An 18,074-nucleotide genomic window follows, 5' to 3' on the forward strand; every position below is an offset into this window, starting at 1 on the left:
CCACCTTTAACGTGCGGGAAATCTAAGCGAGAGTTTCGATCAATGGAACCCCCGTCCGGATACCGGACGGGGTCAAAGCACCTGTTCAGCAGCAGCGGAACCCCTGTCGGGGGTCCGCCTCCTGCTGGTCCGTCCGCATTCGTTCGAACTCCCGGCGAGAGGGGACGGATGCACCGGGATGCGTCTTGCGCGTATGGGCGACATAGCGGTCGTACGCGGACTCGTCGGTCAGCTCCCGTGCGTACCACCGCACCCAGCGCAGCCCGCGCAGGACCCACGTCATGACGGGACCCGCGCGTCGTCGGCCGCCTTCGCCGCCGCCAGTTCCGCCTTCTCCTCCGGGGTCGCCACGAGCCCGGCCGGCGCGGTCAGCTTCGACTCCACGTATGCGGCCTCGCTGAGCTTCGACGAGCCGGGGTTGCGGACGTGCTTCACGCAGATGCGGGCCGCGTCCGCGATCACGACGACGATGAGCAGGGCGAGCGCGGCCGTCAGGACGCCGTCCACCGTGGAGTTGGTGACGACGGTGTGCATGTCGTCCATGGACTTGGCGGGCGGCAGGACCTTGCCGTCGTCGATCGCGTCCTGGTAGATCGAGCGCTGCTTGAAGAAGCCGACGCGCGGGTCGCTGGAGAAGACCTTCTGCCAGCTGGCGGTCAGGGTCACCGTGGCGTCCCAGGCGAGCGGGATTCCGGTGATCCAGGCCCACTTGAGGCGCCCCGACTTCACCAGGAGCGTCGTGCAGACGGCGAGCGCGACCGCGGCGAGGAGCTGGTTGGAGATGCCGAAGATCGGGAAGAGCTGGTTGATCCCGCCGAGCGGCTCGTGGACGCCGACCCACAGGAAGTAGCCCCACAGGCCGGTGACGACCGCGCTCGTGATGATGAGTCCGGGCTTCCAGCTGACCTTCTTGAACGGCTTGTAGACGTTCCCGAGCATGTCCTGGAGCATGAAGCGGCCCACCCGCGTGCCCGCGTCGAGCGCGGTGAGGATGAACAGCGCCTCGAACATGATCGCGAAGTGATACCAGAACGCCTTCATGGAGTCGCCGGTGACCTTCGAGAAGATCTCGGAGACACCGACCGCGAGGGTGGGCGCACCGCCGGTGCGCGAGAGCAGCGAGGACTCCTCGACGTTCTTGGCGGCCTGCGCCAGGTCCTCGGGCGAGATGGAGTACCCGAGGCCCGCGACGGCCTGGGACGCGGCCTGGACGTTGTCCCCGATGACGCCCGCGGGCGCGTTCATCGCGAAGTACAGACCCGGGTCGATGATGCTCGCCGCGACGAGCGCCATGACCGCGACCGCCGACTCCATCAGCATGGAGCCGTAGCCGATCATCCGGATCTGCGTCTCCTTCTGGACCATCTTCGGCGTCGTGCCCGAGGAGATCAGCGCGTGGAAGCCGGAGAGGGCGCCGCAGGCGATGGTGATGAAGACGAACGGGAAGAGCGATCCGGCGAACACGGGCCCGTCGCCGCGCGAGGCGAAGTCGGTCACCGGGTCCATCTTCAGCGTCGGCAGCGTGAAGACGACGCCGAGCGCGAGCAGCAGGATCGTGCCGATCTTCATGAACGTCGAGAGGTAGTCGCGCGGCGCGAGCAGCATCCACACGGGCAGGATCGAGGCGACGAATCCGTACGCGACCAGCCAGATGACCAGTGTCGACGGCGCGAGCGTGAACGTTTCCGCGAGCGATGACTCGGCGACCCAGCGCCCGGCGACCAGCGCGACGAGCAGCAGCGTGATCCCGATGAGGGAGACCTCGCTGACCCGTCCCGGCCGAAGGACGCGCAGGTAGAAGCCCATGAACAGCGCGATCGGGATGGTCATCGCGATGGAGAAGGTGCCCCAGGGCGAGTCCGCGAGGGCGTTCACGACGACGAGTGCGAGCACCCCGAGCAGGACGATCATGATGGCGAAGGCGGCGAGCAGCGCGGCCGCCCCGCCGAAGGGGCCGATCTCCTCGCGCGCCATCTGGCCGAGCGACTTGCCGTCGCGCCGCGTGGAGAAGAAGAGGACGACCATGTCCTGCACGGCGCCCGCGAAGATCACGCCGACGATGATCCAGATGGTGCCGGGCAGATACCCCATCTGTGCGGCCAGTACGGGCCCCACCAGCGGCCCCGCGCCCGCGATCGCCGCGAAGTGGTGGCCGAGCAGGACGCGCCGGTCGGTCGGGTGGAAGTCGATGCCGTTGTTCAGGCGCTCGGCCGGAGTGGCCCGGCTCTTGTCGACCTTCAGGACCCGGTTGACGATGAATGTGGAGTAGAAGCGATAGGCGATGGCGTACGAGCCGAGGGCCGCGGCCACCATCCAGGCCGCCGACACCTCCTCGTCGCGCGCCAGCGCGAGTACGGTCCAGCCCGCGGCGCCCACCAGCGCGACGAGGGTCCAGATGACGATGGATCGGGGATTCGCTGTGCGCACCGGGTCGTCCTCCCGTTCATCATGCGATGACGGGAGGAACGTAGAGCAGCACGGTTCCCCCGCGCCAGACCCCGTACCCGGGTCAGTCCGTGGGCCGCTTGAGGCGTGCCACGAATTTGTAGCGGTCGCCGCGGTAGACCGAGCGGACCCACTCCACCGGCTGACCGCCGCCGTCCAGGGAGTGCCGCGACAGGAGCAGCATCGGCAGGCCCACGTCCGTGCCGAGCAGACCGGCCTCGCGGGGAGTGGCGAGTGACGTCTCGATCGTCTCCTCGGCCTCCGCGAGGTGGACGTCGTAGACCTCGGCGAGTGCTGTGTAGAGCGAGGTGTACTTGACCAGGGAGCGGCGCAGGGCCGGGAAGCGCTTGGCCGAGAGGTGCGTCGTCTCGATGGCCATGGCCTCGCCGTTGGCCAGGCGCAGCCGCTCGATCCTGAGCACCCGGCCGCCCGCGCTGATGTCGAGGAGACCGGCGAGGGTGTCGTCGGCGGTGATGTAGCCGATGTCCAGGAGCTGTGAGGTGGGTTCGAGGCCCTGGGCCCGCATGTCCTCGGTGTACGAGGTGAGTTGCAGGGCCTGGGAGACCTTGGGCTTGGCCACGAAGGTGCCCTTGCCCTGGATCCGCTCCAGGCGGCCCTCGACGACCAGCTCCTGGAGGGCCTGGCGCACCGTCGTGCGCGAGGTGTCGAACTCGGCGGCCAGCGTGCGCTCCGGGGGGACCGGGGTGCCGGGCGGCAGCGTCTCGGTCATGTCGAGCAAGTGCCGCTTCAGGCGGTAGTACTTGGGCACGCGCGCGGTGCGGCCGACGCTCGGTGCCGCGCCCGCGTCGGTCTCTGTACTCCCTGCCTCGCCCATGCTTCCACCCGTCTCCCGGCCGCCACCCCTGAACGACGCGCTCCGCGCGGCACGCTGGTTCGGCTCCTGTGCTGCTGCCGTCACCGGCTCCTCCGTCTGTCGCGGCTCACATGGTGGCACGTACCGGGCTGCGGGGACCGTGCCCGCTCAGGTGTCGGTCCGATAACGGACCTGACAGCCCTTCTTATACACCCTTGACACCCCTAAAGGTCTAGGCCAAGCTCCCCGTACTGGTCTACACCATTAAAGACCAGGTTCCAGTCCCACGGGCAGATCTCGGTCCATTTGGTCGCTGCGGGTGGGGGGTTGACTGGCGCATCCCTTGAGGAGGGTGACGTGAAGCGCAAGCTCATTGCGGCCATCGGTGTCGCGGGCATGTTGGTCTCGATCGCGGCCTGTGGCGGCGACGACGGCGACGACAAGAAGGCCGGGGCAGACGGCTTCAAGGGGGAGACCCTGACGCTCTGGGCGATGGACGGCTCCACGCCCGACGGCTGGACCAAGGACGTCAAGGCCGCCTTCGAGAAGAAGACCGGCGCCAAGCTGAAGCTCGAAGTCCAGCAGTGGAACGGCATCCAGCAGAAGCTGACCACCGCCCTCTCCGAGGAGAACCCGCCGGACGTCTTCGAGATCGGCAACACCCAGACCGCCGCGTACGCCAAGACCGGCGGCCTCGCCGACCTCAGCGACCTGAAGAAGGGCCTCGGCGCCGACTGGACCGAGTCGATCAACACCTCCTCGGTCGTGGACGGCAAGCAGTACGCCGCCCCGTGGTTCGTCCTGAACCGCGTCGTGATCTACAACAAGAAGGTCTGGGCCGACGCCGGCATCAAGGAGACCCCCAAGACCCGCGCCGAGTTCCTCAAGGACCTCAAGACGATCGGCTCCAAGACCGAGGCCGAGCCGATCTACCTGCCGGGCCAGAACTGGTACCACTTCGTCGGCCTGACCATCGGTGAGGGCGCCGAGCTCGTCAAGAAGGACGGCGACAAGTACGTCTCCAACCTGACCGACCCCAAGGTCGCCAAGGCCATGAAGACGTACAAGGAGTTCGCGGACCTCTCCAAGGCCCCCAAGAACAAGGACGAGGCCACCCCGCAGCAGGCCGAGGTCTTCGCCAAGGGCAAGACCGGCGCCTTCATCGGCATGAGCTGGGAAGCCGCGACCGCGATCAAGGCCAACCCGAAGATCGAGAAGGACATCGGTTACTTCACGATCCCCGGCGCCACCGCGGCCAAGCCCGAGGGCGTCTTCCTCGGCGGCTCGAACCTCGCCGTCGCCGCGACCAGCAAGAAGCAGGAGCTCGCCAAGGAGTTCCTGAAGATCGCGCTGTCGGACAAGTTCGAGGGCGCGCTCGCCAAGGAAAGCGGCGTCATCCCGAACAAGCAGGCCCTGGAGTCCAACCTCAAGGGCAACGCGGCCGCCGAGGCAGCCGCGCCCGCCACCGCCGGCGGCGGCACGACCCCGCTGATCCCGGAGTGGGCCGCGGTGGAGAACCCGCCGAACCCGATCAAGAACTACATGACCGCGGTGCTGAACGGTAAGTCGAACGACGCCGCCGCCAAGCAGGTCGAGGGCGAGCTCAACAAGCGCCTGTCGCAGAAGCAGTAAGGACGCGCTTTCGCCGGGGACTTCGGGCCCGGGGTGTCATCCGCCCCCGGGCCCGCTGCCCCGGCTCAGCGCTGCGTTCCGCGATGCCCACGAAAGAGATGGCGAAGCATGACCGTGCAGACCGAACGGCCGCCCTCCGGCCCGACGGAGGATCTGAAATCGGACAGACGGCCGGCGGATCCGGGTAAGCCCCGCACGGGGGCCCGGTCGTTCGCGCCCTACTTGCTGCTGCTTCCCGCGCTTGTGGCCACCCTGCTGTTCCTCGGCTGGCCGCTGGTCAACAACGGGATCCTGTCGTTCCAGAACCTCAACATGAGGCAGTTCATCCTCCATCTCACGGAGTGGAACGGGATCGACAACTTCAAGGAGGTCCTCAGCGGCGAGGACTTCTGGCGGGTCACAGGACGCTCGATCGCGTTCACCGCGATCAACGTCGCACTGATCATGCTGATCGGCACCCTGGTGGGCCTGCTGCTCGCACGGCTCGGCAAGCGGATGCGGACCTTCCTGCTGATCGGGCTCGTGCTCGCCTGGGCGATGCCGATCATCGCCGCGACCACCGTCTACCAGTGGCTCTTCGCCCAGCGCTTCGGTGTCGTCAACTGGGTCCTCGACAAGGCCGGCTGGCACTCGATGGCCGACTTCGACTGGATGGGCAGCCAGTTCTCCACGTTCTTCGTGGTCATCTTCCTGATCGTCTGGATGTCGATCCCCTTCGTGGCGATCAACCTGTACGCCGCGACGACGGTGATTCCCAAGGAGCTCTACGAGGCCGCGTCGCTCGACGGCGCCGGCGCCTGGAAGCGCTTCACGAACGTCACGCTGCCCTACCTGCGGCCCTTCCTCTACGCGACGACGTTCCTGGAGATCATCTGGGTCTTCAAGGCGTTCGCGCAGGTCATGGCGCTCAACGAGGGCGGCCCGGACCGGCTCACCGAGATCCTGCCCGTCTACGCCTACATCGAGGGCATGGGCAACCAGCACTTCGGCATGGGTGCCGCGATCGCGCTGCTCACCATCGTCATCCTGCTGGCCCTGACCGCCTTCTACCTGCGGATCGTGCTCAAGCAAGAGGAGGACGAGCTGTGAACCGCACCGCATCGTCGACGTCATCCCGATCGGCGCGGTCTTCGGTGGCCCGCCGCATCTGGCCCAACGCGGTGGCCGTCGTCCTGTTCGTCGGCTTCGTCTTCCCGGTCTACTGGATGTTCGCCACGGCCTTCAAGCCGACCGGCGACATCATCAGCGAGGACCCGGTGTGGTTCCCGACCGACGTGACGTTCGAGCACTTCAAGACGGCCGTGGAGGCCGACCACTTCTGGACGATGGTCGGCAACTCCCTCACCGTCACGCTCCTCGCCGTGATCTTCTCGCTGATCATCGGCCTGGCGTCGGCGTTCGCGCTGGCCCGGATGCGCTTCAAGGGCCGCAAGGGCTTCATCATCGGCTTCATGCTGGCCCAGATGGCGCCCTGGGAAGTCATGGTCATCGCGATCTACATCATCGTGCGCGACGCCGACATGCTGAACAGCCTGGTTCCGCTCACCCTCTTCTACATGGTGATGATTCTGCCCTTCACGCTCCTGACGCTGCGCGGCTTCGTCGCCGCGGTGCCGCGCGAGCTGGAGGAGTCGGCGATGGTCGACGGCTGTTCCCGGATGCAGGCGTTCCGCCGGGTGATCCTGCCGCTGCTCGCGCCGGGCCTGATGTCCACCTCGCTCTTCGGCTTCATCACCGCCTGGAACGAATTCCCGCTCGTCCTTGTCCTCAACAAGGAGGCGGAGTCCAAGACGCTTCCGGTGTGGCTGTCCGGCTTCCAGACCGCCTTCGGCGACGACTGGGGCGCCACCATGGCCGCCGCCTCGCTGTTCGCCATCCCGATCCTCGTCCTCTTCGTCTTCCTGCAGCGCAGGGCCGTCAGCGGTCTGACCGACGGTGCCGTGAAGGGATAACCGCCATATGACGACACTCACCAGCCCCACCGACACCCTGACCCGCGACGCCCTGACCGTCCTGCAGCCCGGCTTCGTCGGCACCAGCGCGCCCGAGTGGCTGCTGCGCAGGATCGGCGAAGGACTCGCCTCGGTCGGCCTGTTCGGCCGCAACATCGCCTCGCCCGAACAGCTCGCCGCCCTGACGGCCCAGCTGCGTGCCGAGCGCGACGACGTCCTGGTCGCCATCGACGAGGAGGGCGGTGACGTGACCCGCCTCGAGGTCCGCTCCGGCTCCTCCTTCCCCGGCAACCACGCGCTCGGCGCGGTCGACGACACGCAGCTCACCCGTGACGTGGCCGCCGAGCTGGGCCGCCGGCTCGCCGCCTGCGGCGTCAACCTCAACTGGGCGCCGTCCGCCGACGTCAACTCCAACCCGGACAATCCCGTCATCGGCGTACGGTCCTTCGGCTCGGATCCGCTCCTGGTGGCCCGGCACACCGCCGCGTATGTGGAGGGGATGCAGTCCGCCGGCGTCGCCGCCTGCACCAAGCACTTCCCCGGGCACGGCGACACCGCGGTCGACTCGCACCATGACGTGCCGCGTATCGGGGTCGACCCCGAGGTCCTCCGGGCACGTGACCTCGCGCCGTTCCGGGCCGCGATCGCCGCGGGCTCGCGCGCGGTGATGAGCGCGCACATCCTCGTCCCGTCCCTGGACGCGGAGTACCCCGCGACGCTCTCGCGCCGCATCCTGACGGGCGTCCTGCGCGAGGAACTGAACTACGACGGTCTGATCGTCACGGACGGCATGGAGATGCAGGCCATCGCCGCCACCTACGGCATCGAGCGCGGCAGCGTCCTCGCCATCGCCGCGGGCGCCGACGCGATCTGCGTGGGCGGCGGCCTCGCGGACGACGACACGGTCCTGCGCCTGCGTGACGCGCTGGTCGGTGCCGTCCGCTCGGGCGAGCTCTCCGAGGAGCGCCTCGCCGACGCGGCCACGCGCGTACGGGCCCTTGCCCACTGGACTTCGGTGTCGGGCGCGGCCGATCGTTCGGGGGGCGCGCCCGGCACCGAGATCGGCCTGGTCGCGGCCCGCCGCGCCCTGACGGTCACCCGGGGCGAGTCCTACACGGCTCCGCTCACCGAGGCCCCGTTCGTCGCTGCCTTCACCCCGATGGCCAACATCGCGGTGGGCGACGAGACGCCGTGGGGCGTGGCCGCCGAACTGGCGCGCCTGCTCCCCGGCACGGAGACCGGCAGCTTCACCGGCGCGGACGCGGGGGCGCTCGCCCTTGCCGAGGCGGGGGAGCGGCGCGTGGTGGCCGTCGTCCGCGACGCACACCGCCACGCGTGGATGGCGGAGGCCCTGAACACCCTCCTGTCCGCCCGCCCCGACACGATCGTGGTCGAAATGGGCGTCCCCCAGTCCCCGCCGACAGGCTCCCTCCACATCGCCACGCACGGCGCGGCAAGGGTCTGCGGATTGGCGGCGGCAGAGGTGATCACGGGGGCGTAGGAAGCGCCCCTCAGGGGCGCGGGGAACTGCGCGACCAGCCCCCACGCACCTGCGGAAGAATACGAACGAAAGATGCCGGGTGCCCCCAGGAAAGGGGGCACCCGGCATCTTCCGTAAAGCGGACCCCGCTTAAAGCCCCTGCCAGTCCGGCTTAGCCGCATACGTAGCCCGGAAGTACTCCCCAAGCTTCAGCTTGGAGGCAGCCGCCTCGTCCACGACGACAGTCGCATGCGGATGCAACTGAAGGGCCGACGCCGGAACCACCGCGGCGACAGGCCCCTCGACCGTCGCGGCGACCGCATCCGCCTTGCCCTCGCCCGTGGCGAGCAGCACCAAGTGCCGGGCCTCCAGGATCGTCCCGATCCCCTGGGTGATCACGTGGTGCGGGACCTGCTCGATGTCCCCGTCGAAGAACCGCGCGTTGTCCACCCGGGTCTGCTCCGTCAGCGTCTTGATGCGCGTACGCGAGGCGAGCGAGGAGCACGGTTCGTTGAACCCGATGTGCCCGTCGGTGCCGATCCCGAGGAGCTGGAGGTCGACGCCGCCGGCATCCGCGAGCGCCTTGTCGTACGCCTCGCAGGCCGCCTGGACGTCCTTCGCGCTGCCGTCGGGCCCCATGAAGGACTTCTCGCCGAGGCCCAGCGGCTCGACGACCTCGCGCAGCACGACGGAGCGGTAGGACTCGGGGTGGCCCGGGGGCAGTCCGACGTACTCGTCGAGCTGGCAGATCCGCGCCCGCGACGCGTCCACGGCGCCGGAGGCGACCTTGGCGGCCAGGGCTTCGTAGATGGGCAGCGGGGTGGATCCGGTGGCGACACCGAGCAGGGCGTCAGGCTTGCGGCGCACCAGGGCGGCCATGGCCTCCGCGATGAGCTCGCCGCCTGCCTTGGCGTCCGGGACGATGACAACTTCCACGCTGGGCCTGCCGATCTGGAGAGGGGACTCACGGGGGTCAATGTGGTATAGACCAATCTAGCAGAGCTGGCCCGGCCGCGCCCGGAGAGAAAGAGACAACAACAAACATCTGCCAACGCGTAGACACAGGTGAATGGTCTAGTCCACAATGCGGTGGTAAAGCATCCGTCCTTCCCGCACAGGAGGGCGGACCGAGGAACCGGCACTCTCTGCCCTGACCGTGTCGGATCCTCCGATCGGCCGTCGGTACCGCACATTCCGGTGGTCGGTGTTCCTGAAGGGCTGCGGTGCCGTGGGTGGGTTGAGGGTCCCGCCCTGGCGCCGCGGCTCGTCGGGAAATCTCTCCGGGCGGCCCCGCCGGACGTGCCAGGTACGCTCGCACACGTGCCCTCCATGAACGATCTCGTACGCCAGCACACCGCTCTCGGTGACTCCGATCTCGAGTGGCTGCACCTGCTGGTCTCGGAGTGGCAGCTGCTCTCCGACCTCTCCTTCGCCGACCTCGTGCTGTGGGTCCCCACCCTCGACGGCACCCGCTATGTCTCCGTGGCGCAGATGCGGCCCAACACCGGCCCCACCTCCTACCAGGACGACATGGTCGGTCACCTCGTCCCGCGCGGCCGCCGCCCGCTGCTCGACGCCGCCCTCGACGAGGGCCGCATCGTGCGCGAGGGCGACCCCGAGTGGCGCGAAGAGGTCCCGGTGCGGGTCGAGTCCATTCCCGTACGCAGGGAAGGGCGCGTCCTGGGTGTCATCGCCCGCAACACGAACCTGCTCACGGTGCGCACTCCCTCGCGCCTGGAGCTGACCTACCTCCAGTCGGCGTCCGACCTGGCGCAGATGATCGCCGCCGGGTCCTTCCCGTTCCCCGGCCAGCAGGTCGACATGGACGCGTCCCCGCGCGTGGGCGACGGACTGCTGCGCCTCGACGCCGACGGCATCGTCCAGTACGCGTCGCCGAACGCCCTCTCCGCCTACCACCGCCTCGGCCTCGCCGCCGATCTGGTCGGCCACCACCTCGGCACGGCCACCGCCGAACTCGCCCCGTCCCGCGGCCCGGTGGACGAGGCGCTCGCCAAGGTCGCCAGCGGCTGGGCGCCCCGCGAGTTCGAGATCGAGGGCGGCGACGGCGTGATCCAGCTCCGCGCGATCCCGCTCAAGCCCAAGGGGCCGCGCATCGGATCGCTCGTACTCCTGCGCGACGTCACGGAACTGCGCCGCCGGGAGCGGGAGTTGATCACCAAGGACGCGACCATCCGGGAGATCCACCACCGGGTGAAGAACAACCTCCAGACGGTGGCGGCCCTCCTGCGCCTCCAGGCCCGCCGTATCGATTCCGCTACTGGCCGTGAGGCCCTCGAAGAGGCCGTACGGCGCGTGGGTTCGATCGCGATCGTGCACGAGACGCTGTCCCAGAACCTGGACGAGCGCGTGGAGTTCGACGAGATCGCCGACCGCGTCCTCGCGATGGTCGCCGAGATCTCGCCCGGCAAGGTCACCGGCCGGCGCACCGGACGCTTCGGCATCCTGGACGCCGAGGTCGCGACCCCGCTGTCGATGGTCCTCACGGAGGTCCTGCAGAACGCCCTGGAGCACGGCTTCCAGGAAGGCGACACCGGCACGGTCGAGGTCTCCGCCGTACGCGGCGGCACCAGCAAGGGCGGGCGGCTGCTCATCACCGTCCAGGACGACGGCGTCGGTCTGCCCGAGGGCTTCGATCCGCACCGCTCGGGCAATCTCGGCCTGCAGATCGTCCGCACTCTCGTCGAGGGCGAGATGGGCGGCACGTTCGACATGGTCCGGGCCCCGGAGCGCGGCACGCAGGTCGTCCTGGACATTCCGGTGCGCGGCGACAAGTAGCGCGACCGCGTACCCAAAGCCGCGACCGCATAGGCAAAGCCGCGACCGCATACGCAAAGCAGTGAGCCCCGGACCGAAGTGGTCCGGGGCTCACTGCTCACGTTGCGTTGCGCATCGGGGGTACTGCGCGGCTGCGGCTCGGGGGCGGGAGATGCGTACTCGCTGTACGCGCCGCCGGGCTCAGGCTCGTAGGGGGCGTGAGCGTCAGGCGCTTGCCTGGCGTGCACGGTTGCGAGCGGCGCGGCGCTTCATTGCGCGGCGCTCGTCCTCGCTGAGGCCACCCCAGACGCCGGAGTCCTGGCCGGACTCGAGCGCCCACTGCAGGCACTGCTCCATGACGGGGCAGCGGCGGCAGACGGCCTTGGCTTCCTCGATCTGCAGCAGCGCAGGACCGGTGTTGCCGATGGGGAAGAAGAGCTCGGGGTCTTCCTCGCGGCAAACGGCGTTGTGACGCCAGTCCATGGCTGCTACCTCTCCTTGGTATTACATGCAGGTTGCTTGTGAATGTGAACGCTTTCACGAATCCCTCGACGACGGAAGGGACTTTCGTCACATACGCGACGATGTCCTATGCGTTGAGGAGGGGGTTCTGGCTCTCTGTGGGGCCGATGTTGCGGGCCGTCCCGATCGCCATGTAGAGATTCGCAAACCTCGGCGGCGGATACAACCCCTTCAGGAAAGTTTTTTTTGATTCCTCAGTGTCGACTGGGTCACAGCCGTACTTCCATGGGGTGGAGCCTGGCCTAAACGTTCGAGTGAAAGGACTTTGGGCCCTTCTACTCACACAATCACACGCAGTGCACGGCGAACGCCTGTGAACGTCACGCTCGTACGCAGTCCCAGGTGGTCGCCGTCCATCTGAAGGGGCAGGGGCACCTTCGAATGCAAGGTGAAGTCCGTGAGGTCATGGAGCGTAACCGCGTGCTTGCCGTGGGGTCCCCGATCGGGCGTCGAGGTCAGCAGCTGGGTCCCGTAACGAGCCACCGCGCCGGTGGAGAGCTTGCTCAGACCGAGCACGTCGAGGCCGGTGTCGAAGGAGGCCTGCGGGGACGCGTACATCGGGCGATTGCCCAGGTAGGTGTACGGGGAGGTGTTGCAGACTATGGAGAGCACGAGGTCGGTCACCGGGTCCTCGCCGGCCCGTTCCAGCGTGATCATTCCGTGCCTGCGGTGCGGCTCGTCGAGGAACTGACGGAACACCTGGCGCAAATACAGCGCATGGGTGGACCGCTTCCCGCGTTCCCTCTGTTGTTCGACCCGTCCCACCACTCCGGCGTCGAAACCGAATCCCGCGGCGAAGGTGAACCAGCGCGAGGGGACGGCTTCGTCCTCCGTGCCCGGCGTTCCGGACACCTGGCCCAGGCTCACCGTGCGTTCGCTTCCTTCACGCAGCGCGTCGAGCAGCGCGCCGGTCGCCTCCACGGCGTCGTTGGGCAGACCCAGGGCGCGGGCGAAGACATTGGTGGAGCCGCCGGGGACCACCGCGAGACGGGGCAGACGCTCCGGATCGGGTCCGTGGTGCAGCAGGCCGTTCACGACCTCGTTGACCGTGCCGTCCCCGCCGAGGGCGACGACGAGCTCGATGTCCTTGCTCTCCGCGGCCTGTCTGCCGAGGTCTCTGGCGTGGCCGCGGTACTCCGTGGTGACCGCCTCGAGTTTCATCTCGCTCGCCAGCGCGTGGATCAGTACGTCACGCGTACGCGCACTGGTGGTGGTTGCCGCCGGGTTGACCACAAGAAGTGCACGCATGCGAAGCAGGGTACCTAGCTGTCTTGAACAGGCCTAGACCGAGGGGTCGGACCGGGGGCCGGTCCACGGACCCGCACGGCTACCCTGCAAGGGTGAGTACCCAGCGGAACCCCACCCCCGAAGCCCCCGCGTCAGGCCCGCGTCCCGGACGTCTGACCGCCGCGGCGGCCCTTGCCGCGCTGGAGGGCGTCGCACTCATCGCCGCCGGTGTCTACATGCTCGTCATGGGCCTCGCGGGGGACCCCGACAACCCGGAACAGGCCACGACGGGCGGCGTCACGCTGATCGTCCTCGCGCTGCTGCCCCTGCTCGCCGCCCGCGGCCTCCTGCGCCGCCGCAGCTGGAGCCGGGGACCCGCGATCATCACGCAGATCATGGCGCTTCCGGTGGCCTGGCAGCTGCTGCAGGCCGACAGCATGGCCATCCCGGCGGGCATCGCGCTCGCCGCCGTCGCGGTGGCCGCGCTCGTCCTGCTCGTCAATCCCGCCACGACCGAGGCCCTCGGTATCCGCGGGCCGGGCAACGCACAGGACGACGTGAAGTAGCCGTCCCGCACGAGACGTCCCGAAGGAGCAGGCCCGGAGGGGCGGCCTGCTCCTTCGTCACTCCTCGACGAGGAGCTTCTCGCGCAGCTGCGCGAGTGTGCGGGCGAGAAGCCGGGAGACGTGCATCTGGGAGATGCCGACTTCCTGCGCGATCTGCGACTGCGTCATGTTGCCGAAGAACCGCAGCAGCAGGATGCGCTTCTCGCGTGGTGGAAGGTCTTCCAGGAGCGGTTTGAGGGACTCCCTGTACTCGACGCCCTCCAGGGCCTCGTCCTCCGCGCCCAGGGTGTCCGCGACGGCGGGGGACTCGTCGTCCGTGTCCGGGACGTCCAGGGACAGCGTGGAGTACGCGTTGGCCGACTCCAGGCCCTCCAGGACCTCCTCCTCGGAGATGGCCAGCTTCTCCGCGAGCTCGTGCACCGTGGGAGAGCGGCCGTGCAGCTGGGAGAGCTCGGCGGTCGCCGTGGTCAGGGCGAGCCGGAGCTCCTGGAGGCGACGCGGCACTCTGACCGCCCACCCCTTGTCGCGGAAGTGCCGCTTGATCTCGCCGACGACCGTGGGCGTCGCGTACGTGGAGAACTCCACGCCGCGCTCCGGGTCGAAGCGGTCGACCGACTTGATCAGGCCGATGGTGGCGACCTGCGTGAGGTCGTCGAGGGGCTCGCCGCGATTGCGGAAACGGCGGGCCAGGTGCTCGACGAGCGGCAGGTGCATGCGGACCAGCTTGTTGCGCAGCTCGGCGTACTCGGAGCTGCCGCTCTCCAGCGTGCGCAGCTCGACGAACATCGCGCGTGCGCCACTGCGGTCCTGCGGATCGTGCCGGGTGTGCTGACGCTCACCGTGTTCGCTCATGTATCCCGCCCGTTGCGCGCCGCCCCGGGCGGAGGGCTTGGCGCGCTCCTCCGGGGCGGTCGGCTCTGTCTGCTGCGACGCGTCGGCCACCGTCGGCGGACCCGGCTGCTCCGGATCCTCCGGGTGCGGCCTGGCCTGCTGCTCGGGAATGCCCGTGAGAGCCGGCTCCACCGGAGCCTCGCGCCCCCTCGTCGGCGTCCCTCCCCGACCATCGGGCAGATCCCGTGTGCCGCGCTCTTCCTCCCGCACCGGCCCCTCCCCGTCCCTCACGCCGGCCCGGGTCCCGCGCCGCGCTTCTTGTAGAGGCTGATCGAGACGGTGTTGTCCTCGGCCACGGAGGAGTCGACCTGACCCGCGAGGGCGGACAGCACCGTCCAGGCGAAGGTGTCCCGCTCCGGGGCCCGGCCGTCGGTGGTCGGCGCCGATACGGTCACCTCCAGCGAGTCGTCGACGAGCCTGAAGACGCAGCTGAGCACCGAACCGGGCACGGCCTGCTGGAGCAGGATCGCGCAGGCCTCGTCGACCGCGATGCGCAGGTCCTCGATCTCGTCGAGAGTGAAGTCCAAACGAGCCGCGAGACCGGCCGTGGCCGTACGCAGCACCGACAGGTAGGCACCCGCAGCCGGAAGGCGGACCTCGACGAAGTCCTGATTCCCGGGCTCGCCTGCGATCTGGGACACCCTCACCTCCAAGGTGGTACAAGCACTTTCGGGGCTCCAGGTCCGCCGGCCAGCGGCGGTCCGGACTGCGTCACACGGGTAACGCACCACGTAGTTCTGCGGTGACGCTACCGCGCTCCCCAGTTCCGTGTCCCGGGGACCCCGCTCCGTTGCTGTCACTCATAGTAAGCCTAAGGGTACGGAGAGTGGCTAGGGGTCTCACGGTCCCAATTGGAGAGTACGGGCGCCGGGTTGACGTACCCAGGCCTCAGACGATCGAACCGTCCACGAAGCACCAACGCCAGCTCTCGCCCGGTTCGAAGGTCCTCATCACCGCGTGTCCGGTGTCCTTGAAGTGCTCCGTCGCGTGCCGGAAGGGCGAGGAGTCGCAGCAGCCCACATGCCCGCAGACCAGGCACAGCCGCAGTTGCACCGGGTGACTGCCGGCCGCGAGGCACTCCGGGCAGGTGTCGCTCAGCGGCTCGGGCTCAGGGTGCGGCAGCGTTGCCACATGCGGGCACTCGTTCATGATTGCCAGGTTACGACGGGAACGCGTATCGCGGAGGGCCTTACCCATGGACGTACTGCCCCTGGTGGCACTGATCGCGGCGAGTGCCGCGGTGGCAGGAGCCGCGCGCTGGACACCGGTGCCCGCGCCGCTGCTGCTCGTGGCGGTGGGGCTCGGCGCCGCGTACGTGCCGGGAGTCCCGGACTACCACCTGGACCCGCACATCGTGCTGCCGCTGATCCTGCCGCCCCTGCTGCACACCGCGGCCCTGGAGAGCTCGTACCTCGACCTGCGCGCCAACCTCAGGCCCGTGGCGCTGCTCTCGGTCGGGTACACGCTGTTCGCGACCCTCGCCGTCGGCTGGCTCGCGTATCTGCTGATCCCCGATCTGCCGCTGACCGCGGCCCTGGTCCTCGGCGCCGTGATCGCGCCGCCGGACGCGGTGGCGGCCACGGCGATCGCGCGGAAGGTGGGGCTGCCGTCGCGGATCACCACGATCCTCCAGGGCGAGTCCCTGGTGAACGACGCGACCGCGATCACCGCCTACAAGGTCGCCCTCGCGGCGGCGGTCGGCGAGGGCGCGAGCTGGGCGGGCGGCATCAGGGAGTTTTTGGTGGCCGCGGTCGGCGGGGTCGGTGTCGGGCTGATCCTCATGGTGCCGCTGCACTGGCTGCGCCGGCACCTGAAGGAGGCGCTGCTCCAGAACACCCTCTCCCTGCTGATCCCCTTCGTCGCGTACGCGGCCGCCGAGCAGGTCGGTGCCTCCGGAGTGCTCGCGGTGGTCGTCGTCGCCCTGTTCCTCGGGCACCGCTCCTGGGAGGTCGACTTCGAGACACGGCTCCAGGAGGCCGCCGTGTGGAAGGTGGTCGCGTTCATCCTGGAGTCGGCGGTCTTCGCGCTCATCGGCCTGCAACTGCCGCTCGTGGTCGAGGGGCTCGGTGAGTACAGCGGCGTTCAGGCCACCTGGTACGCCCTGGGTGTCCTCTTCTTCGTCGTGCTCACGCGCTTCGTGTGGTCGTATCCGGCCACCTATCTGCCGCGGATGATGTCGGCGCGCATCAGGGAGCGCGAGAGCGACATGGACTGGCGGCGGCCGCTGATCGTCAGCTGGGCCGGGATGCGCGGGGTGGTGTCGCTGGCGATCGCCTTCTCGATCCCGCTCGTCATGGACGACGGGGAGCCGTTCCCCGCGCGCAACCTCGTGCTGTTCCTGACCTTCACCACGGTGATCGGCACGCTGGTCGTGCACGGGCTCTCGCTGCCGTGGCTGATTCGCGTCCTGAAGCTGCCGGGGCGGGACACGCGGGCACAGACGCTCGCGGAGGCACAGGCGCAGAACGCCGCCTCGCAGGCCGCGGAGCGGCGGGTGGACGAACTGATGGAGGACGAGCGCAACTGCCTCCCGCAGCCCCTCCAGGACCGCCTGCGGACCGTACTCGAACGGCGCCGCAACTCGGTGTGGGAGCGGCTCGGGCAGCCCAACCCGGTGACGGGGGAGTCCGCGGACGACACCTACCGCAGGCTCGCCAGGGAGGCGATCGCCGCGGAGCGCGAGGTGTTCGTGACGATGCGGGACGAGCGGCGCATCGACGACGAGATGATGCGGACGCTGCTGCGCAAGCTGGACCTGGAGGAGGCGGCGGCCTACCGGGAGGTCGAGGACTGAGCCGCGGAGGGCTCCGGCTCCGTCGCGGTGATCACCGCCGTGACCCTGGTGCCGGAGGGGAAGGCACCCTCTTCGGAGAGGGCCGTCAGCGCGTACAGGAGCTTGGCCACGTAGACGCGTTCCACGGGGAGGCCGTGCCGGTCCTCGAAGTCGTTTGCGAACGCGGTGAGTTCAGGGGTGGTGCGGGCGTAGCCGCCGAAGTGGAAGCGTTCGTCCAGATGCCAGTTGGCGGTGGGGGTCCCCAGGGCCCGCTGTTGCAGCGCCTGTATCCCGGGGCCCAGGAAGCCGCCCTTGAGCACGGGTATGCCGAGCGCGTGCTGGTCCGGGGCGAGGCCCGCCGCCATTCCGGCCAGGGTGCCCCCGGTGCCGCAGGCCACCGCCGCCGTGTCGGTGCGGCCGCGCAACTCCTCGCCCAGGGCGGTGCAGCCCCGTACGGCCAGGGAGTTGCTGCCCCCTTCGGGGATGACGTAGGGGTTGTCGGCGCCCGAGGCGTGCACGAGGGCGGCCAGGACCTCCGGGTCGGTCTTCCGGCGGTAGGTCGAGCGGTCGGTGAAGTGCAGGCGCATTCCGTCGGCCGCGCATTGCGCCAGCGACGGGTTCAGGGGGCGCCCGGCGAGTTCGTCGCCGCGGACCACGCCGATGGTGTCCAGGCCGAGCAGGCGGCCCGCCGCGGCGGTCGCCCTGAGGTGGTTGGAGTAGGCGCCGCCGAAGGTCAGCAGGACCTTGTGGCCCGCTGCGGCGGCGGCGTCCAGGTTCAGGAAGAGCTTTCGGTACTTGTTGCCGGGCAGGTCCGGGTGGATGAGGTCGTCCCGCTTGAGGGTGAGGGTGACCCCGTGCCGCGTGAACCGCTCGTCCCCGAGCTCCTGGAGCGGGGACGGGAGCCGCGGGCGCGGGGTGGTCGGCGGGGTGGTGCTCACCCCGCCATTCTGCCCGGCGCCGTGCCGCCGGGCACGGGCGCGGGCGTGGGGGTGGGTGT

The 18,074-nt window shown here is 69.2% G+C and carries 17 protein-coding genes; 7 read left to right on the forward strand and 10 right to left on the reverse strand.

Annotation, left to right across the window (positions count from 1 at the left end; translation table 11 throughout):
• Positions 1–85: 85 nt before the first annotated feature.
• From ABZ906_RS25965 to ABZ906_RS25975, 3 genes are all read right to left on the reverse strand, one after another.
• Positions 86–283: a YbdD/YjiX family protein gene (locus tag ABZ906_RS25965; protein WP_361181582.1), complete on the reverse strand. Its 198-nt coding sequence runs from the start codon at positions 281–283 to the stop codon at positions 86–88.
• Positions 280–2,427, reverse strand: a complete 2,148-nt coding sequence (locus ABZ906_RS25970; RefSeq protein WP_361386400.1) for a carbon starvation CstA family protein — start codon at positions 2,425–2,427, stop codon at positions 280–282. The genes ABZ906_RS25965 and ABZ906_RS25970 overlap by 4 nt, the downstream gene beginning before the upstream one ends.
• 82 nt (positions 2,428–2,509) lie before the next feature.
• Positions 2,510–3,280 (reverse strand): GntR family transcriptional regulator, encoded by a 771-nt coding sequence (locus ABZ906_RS25975; protein WP_361182452.1) that lies wholly within the window; start codon positions 3,278–3,280, stop codon positions 2,510–2,512.
• 336 nt (positions 3,281–3,616) lie between these two features.
• Between ABZ906_RS25975 and ABZ906_RS25980 the strand changes: the two genes are divergently transcribed.
• The 4 genes from ABZ906_RS25980 (at position 3,617) to ABZ906_RS25995 (ending at position 8,344) form a co-directional block, all read left to right on the forward strand.
• Positions 3,617–4,891: an extracellular solute-binding protein gene (locus tag ABZ906_RS25980; RefSeq protein ID WP_361181578.1), complete on the forward strand. Its 1,275-nt coding sequence runs from the start codon at positions 3,617–3,619 to the stop codon at positions 4,889–4,891.
• Between the two features lie 108 nt (positions 4,892–4,999).
• Positions 5,000–5,980, forward strand: a complete 981-nt coding sequence (locus ABZ906_RS25985) for a sugar ABC transporter permease (protein ID WP_361181576.1) — start codon at positions 5,000–5,002, stop codon at positions 5,978–5,980.
• 56 nt (positions 5,981–6,036) lie between these two features.
• Positions 6,037–6,843, forward strand: a complete 807-nt coding sequence (locus ABZ906_RS25990; protein ID WP_361386805.1) for a carbohydrate ABC transporter permease — start codon at positions 6,037–6,039, stop codon at positions 6,841–6,843.
• Between the two features lie 7 nt (positions 6,844–6,850).
• Positions 6,851–8,344, forward strand: a complete 1,494-nt coding sequence (locus ABZ906_RS25995; protein ID WP_361181574.1) for a glycoside hydrolase family 3 protein — start codon at positions 6,851–6,853, stop codon at positions 8,342–8,344.
• Positions 8,345–8,473: 129 nt separating this feature from the next.
• On the opposite strand, the gene nagB is transcribed toward ABZ906_RS25995, so the two are convergent.
• Positions 8,474–9,259, reverse strand: a complete 786-nt coding sequence (gene nagB, locus ABZ906_RS26000; protein ID WP_361386403.1) for a glucosamine-6-phosphate deaminase — start codon at positions 9,257–9,259, stop codon at positions 8,474–8,476.
• 393 nt (positions 9,260–9,652) lie between these two features.
• On the opposite strand from nagB, the gene ABZ906_RS26005 reads away from it, so the two are divergent.
• The gene (locus ABZ906_RS26005; RefSeq protein WP_361386808.1) at positions 9,653–11,119 is read left to right on the forward strand and encodes a PAS domain-containing sensor histidine kinase; all 1,467 of its coding nucleotides are present in this window, start codon (positions 9,653–9,655) and stop codon (positions 11,117–11,119) included.
• A 204-nt stretch (positions 11,120–11,323) separates the two neighbouring features.
• Here the strand turns inward: ABZ906_RS26005 and ABZ906_RS26010 are convergent, their stop codons facing one another.
• A complete protein-coding gene (locus ABZ906_RS26010; RefSeq protein WP_016639615.1) occupies positions 11,324–11,581 on the reverse strand; it encodes a WhiB family transcriptional regulator in 258 nt (85 codons plus the stop codon).
• A gap of 318 nt (positions 11,582–11,899) precedes the next feature.
• Positions 11,900–12,868: a diacylglycerol kinase family protein gene (locus tag ABZ906_RS26015; protein WP_361181570.1), complete on the reverse strand. Its 969-nt coding sequence runs from the start codon at positions 12,866–12,868 to the stop codon at positions 11,900–11,902.
• Between the two features lie 92 nt (positions 12,869–12,960).
• On the opposite strand from ABZ906_RS26015, the gene ABZ906_RS26020 reads away from it, so the two are divergent.
• Positions 12,961–13,413, forward strand: coding sequence for a hypothetical protein (locus tag ABZ906_RS26020; RefSeq protein ID WP_361181568.1), 453 nt, complete (start codon positions 12,961–12,963; stop codon positions 13,411–13,413).
• A gap of 57 nt (positions 13,414–13,470) precedes the next feature.
• On the opposite strand, the gene ABZ906_RS26025 is transcribed toward ABZ906_RS26020, so the two are convergent.
• The 3 genes from ABZ906_RS26025 to ABZ906_RS26035 form a co-directional block, all read right to left on the reverse strand.
• Positions 13,471–14,535, reverse strand: coding sequence for a SigB/SigF/SigG family RNA polymerase sigma factor (locus tag ABZ906_RS26025; RefSeq protein ID WP_361181566.1), 1,065 nt, complete (start codon positions 14,533–14,535; stop codon positions 13,471–13,473).
• The gene (locus tag ABZ906_RS26030) at positions 14,532–14,945 is read right to left on the reverse strand and encodes an anti-sigma regulatory factor (protein WP_135332116.1); all 414 of its coding nucleotides are present in this window, start codon (positions 14,943–14,945) and stop codon (positions 14,532–14,534) included. Before ABZ906_RS26030 ends, ABZ906_RS26025 begins: the two co-directional genes overlap by 4 nt.
• A 247-nt stretch (positions 14,946–15,192) precedes the next feature.
• Positions 15,193–15,453 carry a UBP-type zinc finger domain-containing protein gene (locus tag ABZ906_RS26035; RefSeq protein WP_361386406.1) on the reverse strand — a complete coding sequence of 87 codons (261 nt, stop codon included), beginning with the start codon at positions 15,451–15,453 and terminating at the stop codon, positions 15,193–15,195.
• Between the two features lie 46 nt (positions 15,454–15,499).
• Between ABZ906_RS26035 and ABZ906_RS26040 the strand changes: the two genes are divergently transcribed.
• Positions 15,500–17,098 carry a Na+/H+ antiporter gene (locus ABZ906_RS26040; RefSeq protein ID WP_361386409.1) on the forward strand — a complete coding sequence of 533 codons (1,599 nt, stop codon included), beginning with the start codon at positions 15,500–15,502 and terminating at the stop codon, positions 17,096–17,098.
• On the opposite strand, the gene ABZ906_RS26045 is transcribed toward ABZ906_RS26040, so the two are convergent.
• Positions 17,077–18,015: a pyridoxal-phosphate dependent enzyme gene (locus ABZ906_RS26045; RefSeq protein WP_361386412.1), complete on the reverse strand. Its 939-nt coding sequence runs from the start codon at positions 18,013–18,015 to the stop codon at positions 17,077–17,079. The genes ABZ906_RS26040 and ABZ906_RS26045 overlap by 22 nt on opposite strands.
• Positions 18,016–18,074: the final 59 nt, after the last annotated feature.

Origin of the sequence: Streptomyces sp. NPDC046925, from assembly GCF_040644915.1 — a bacterium.
GTDB lineage: Bacteria > Actinomycetota > Actinomycetes > Streptomycetales > Streptomycetaceae > Streptomyces.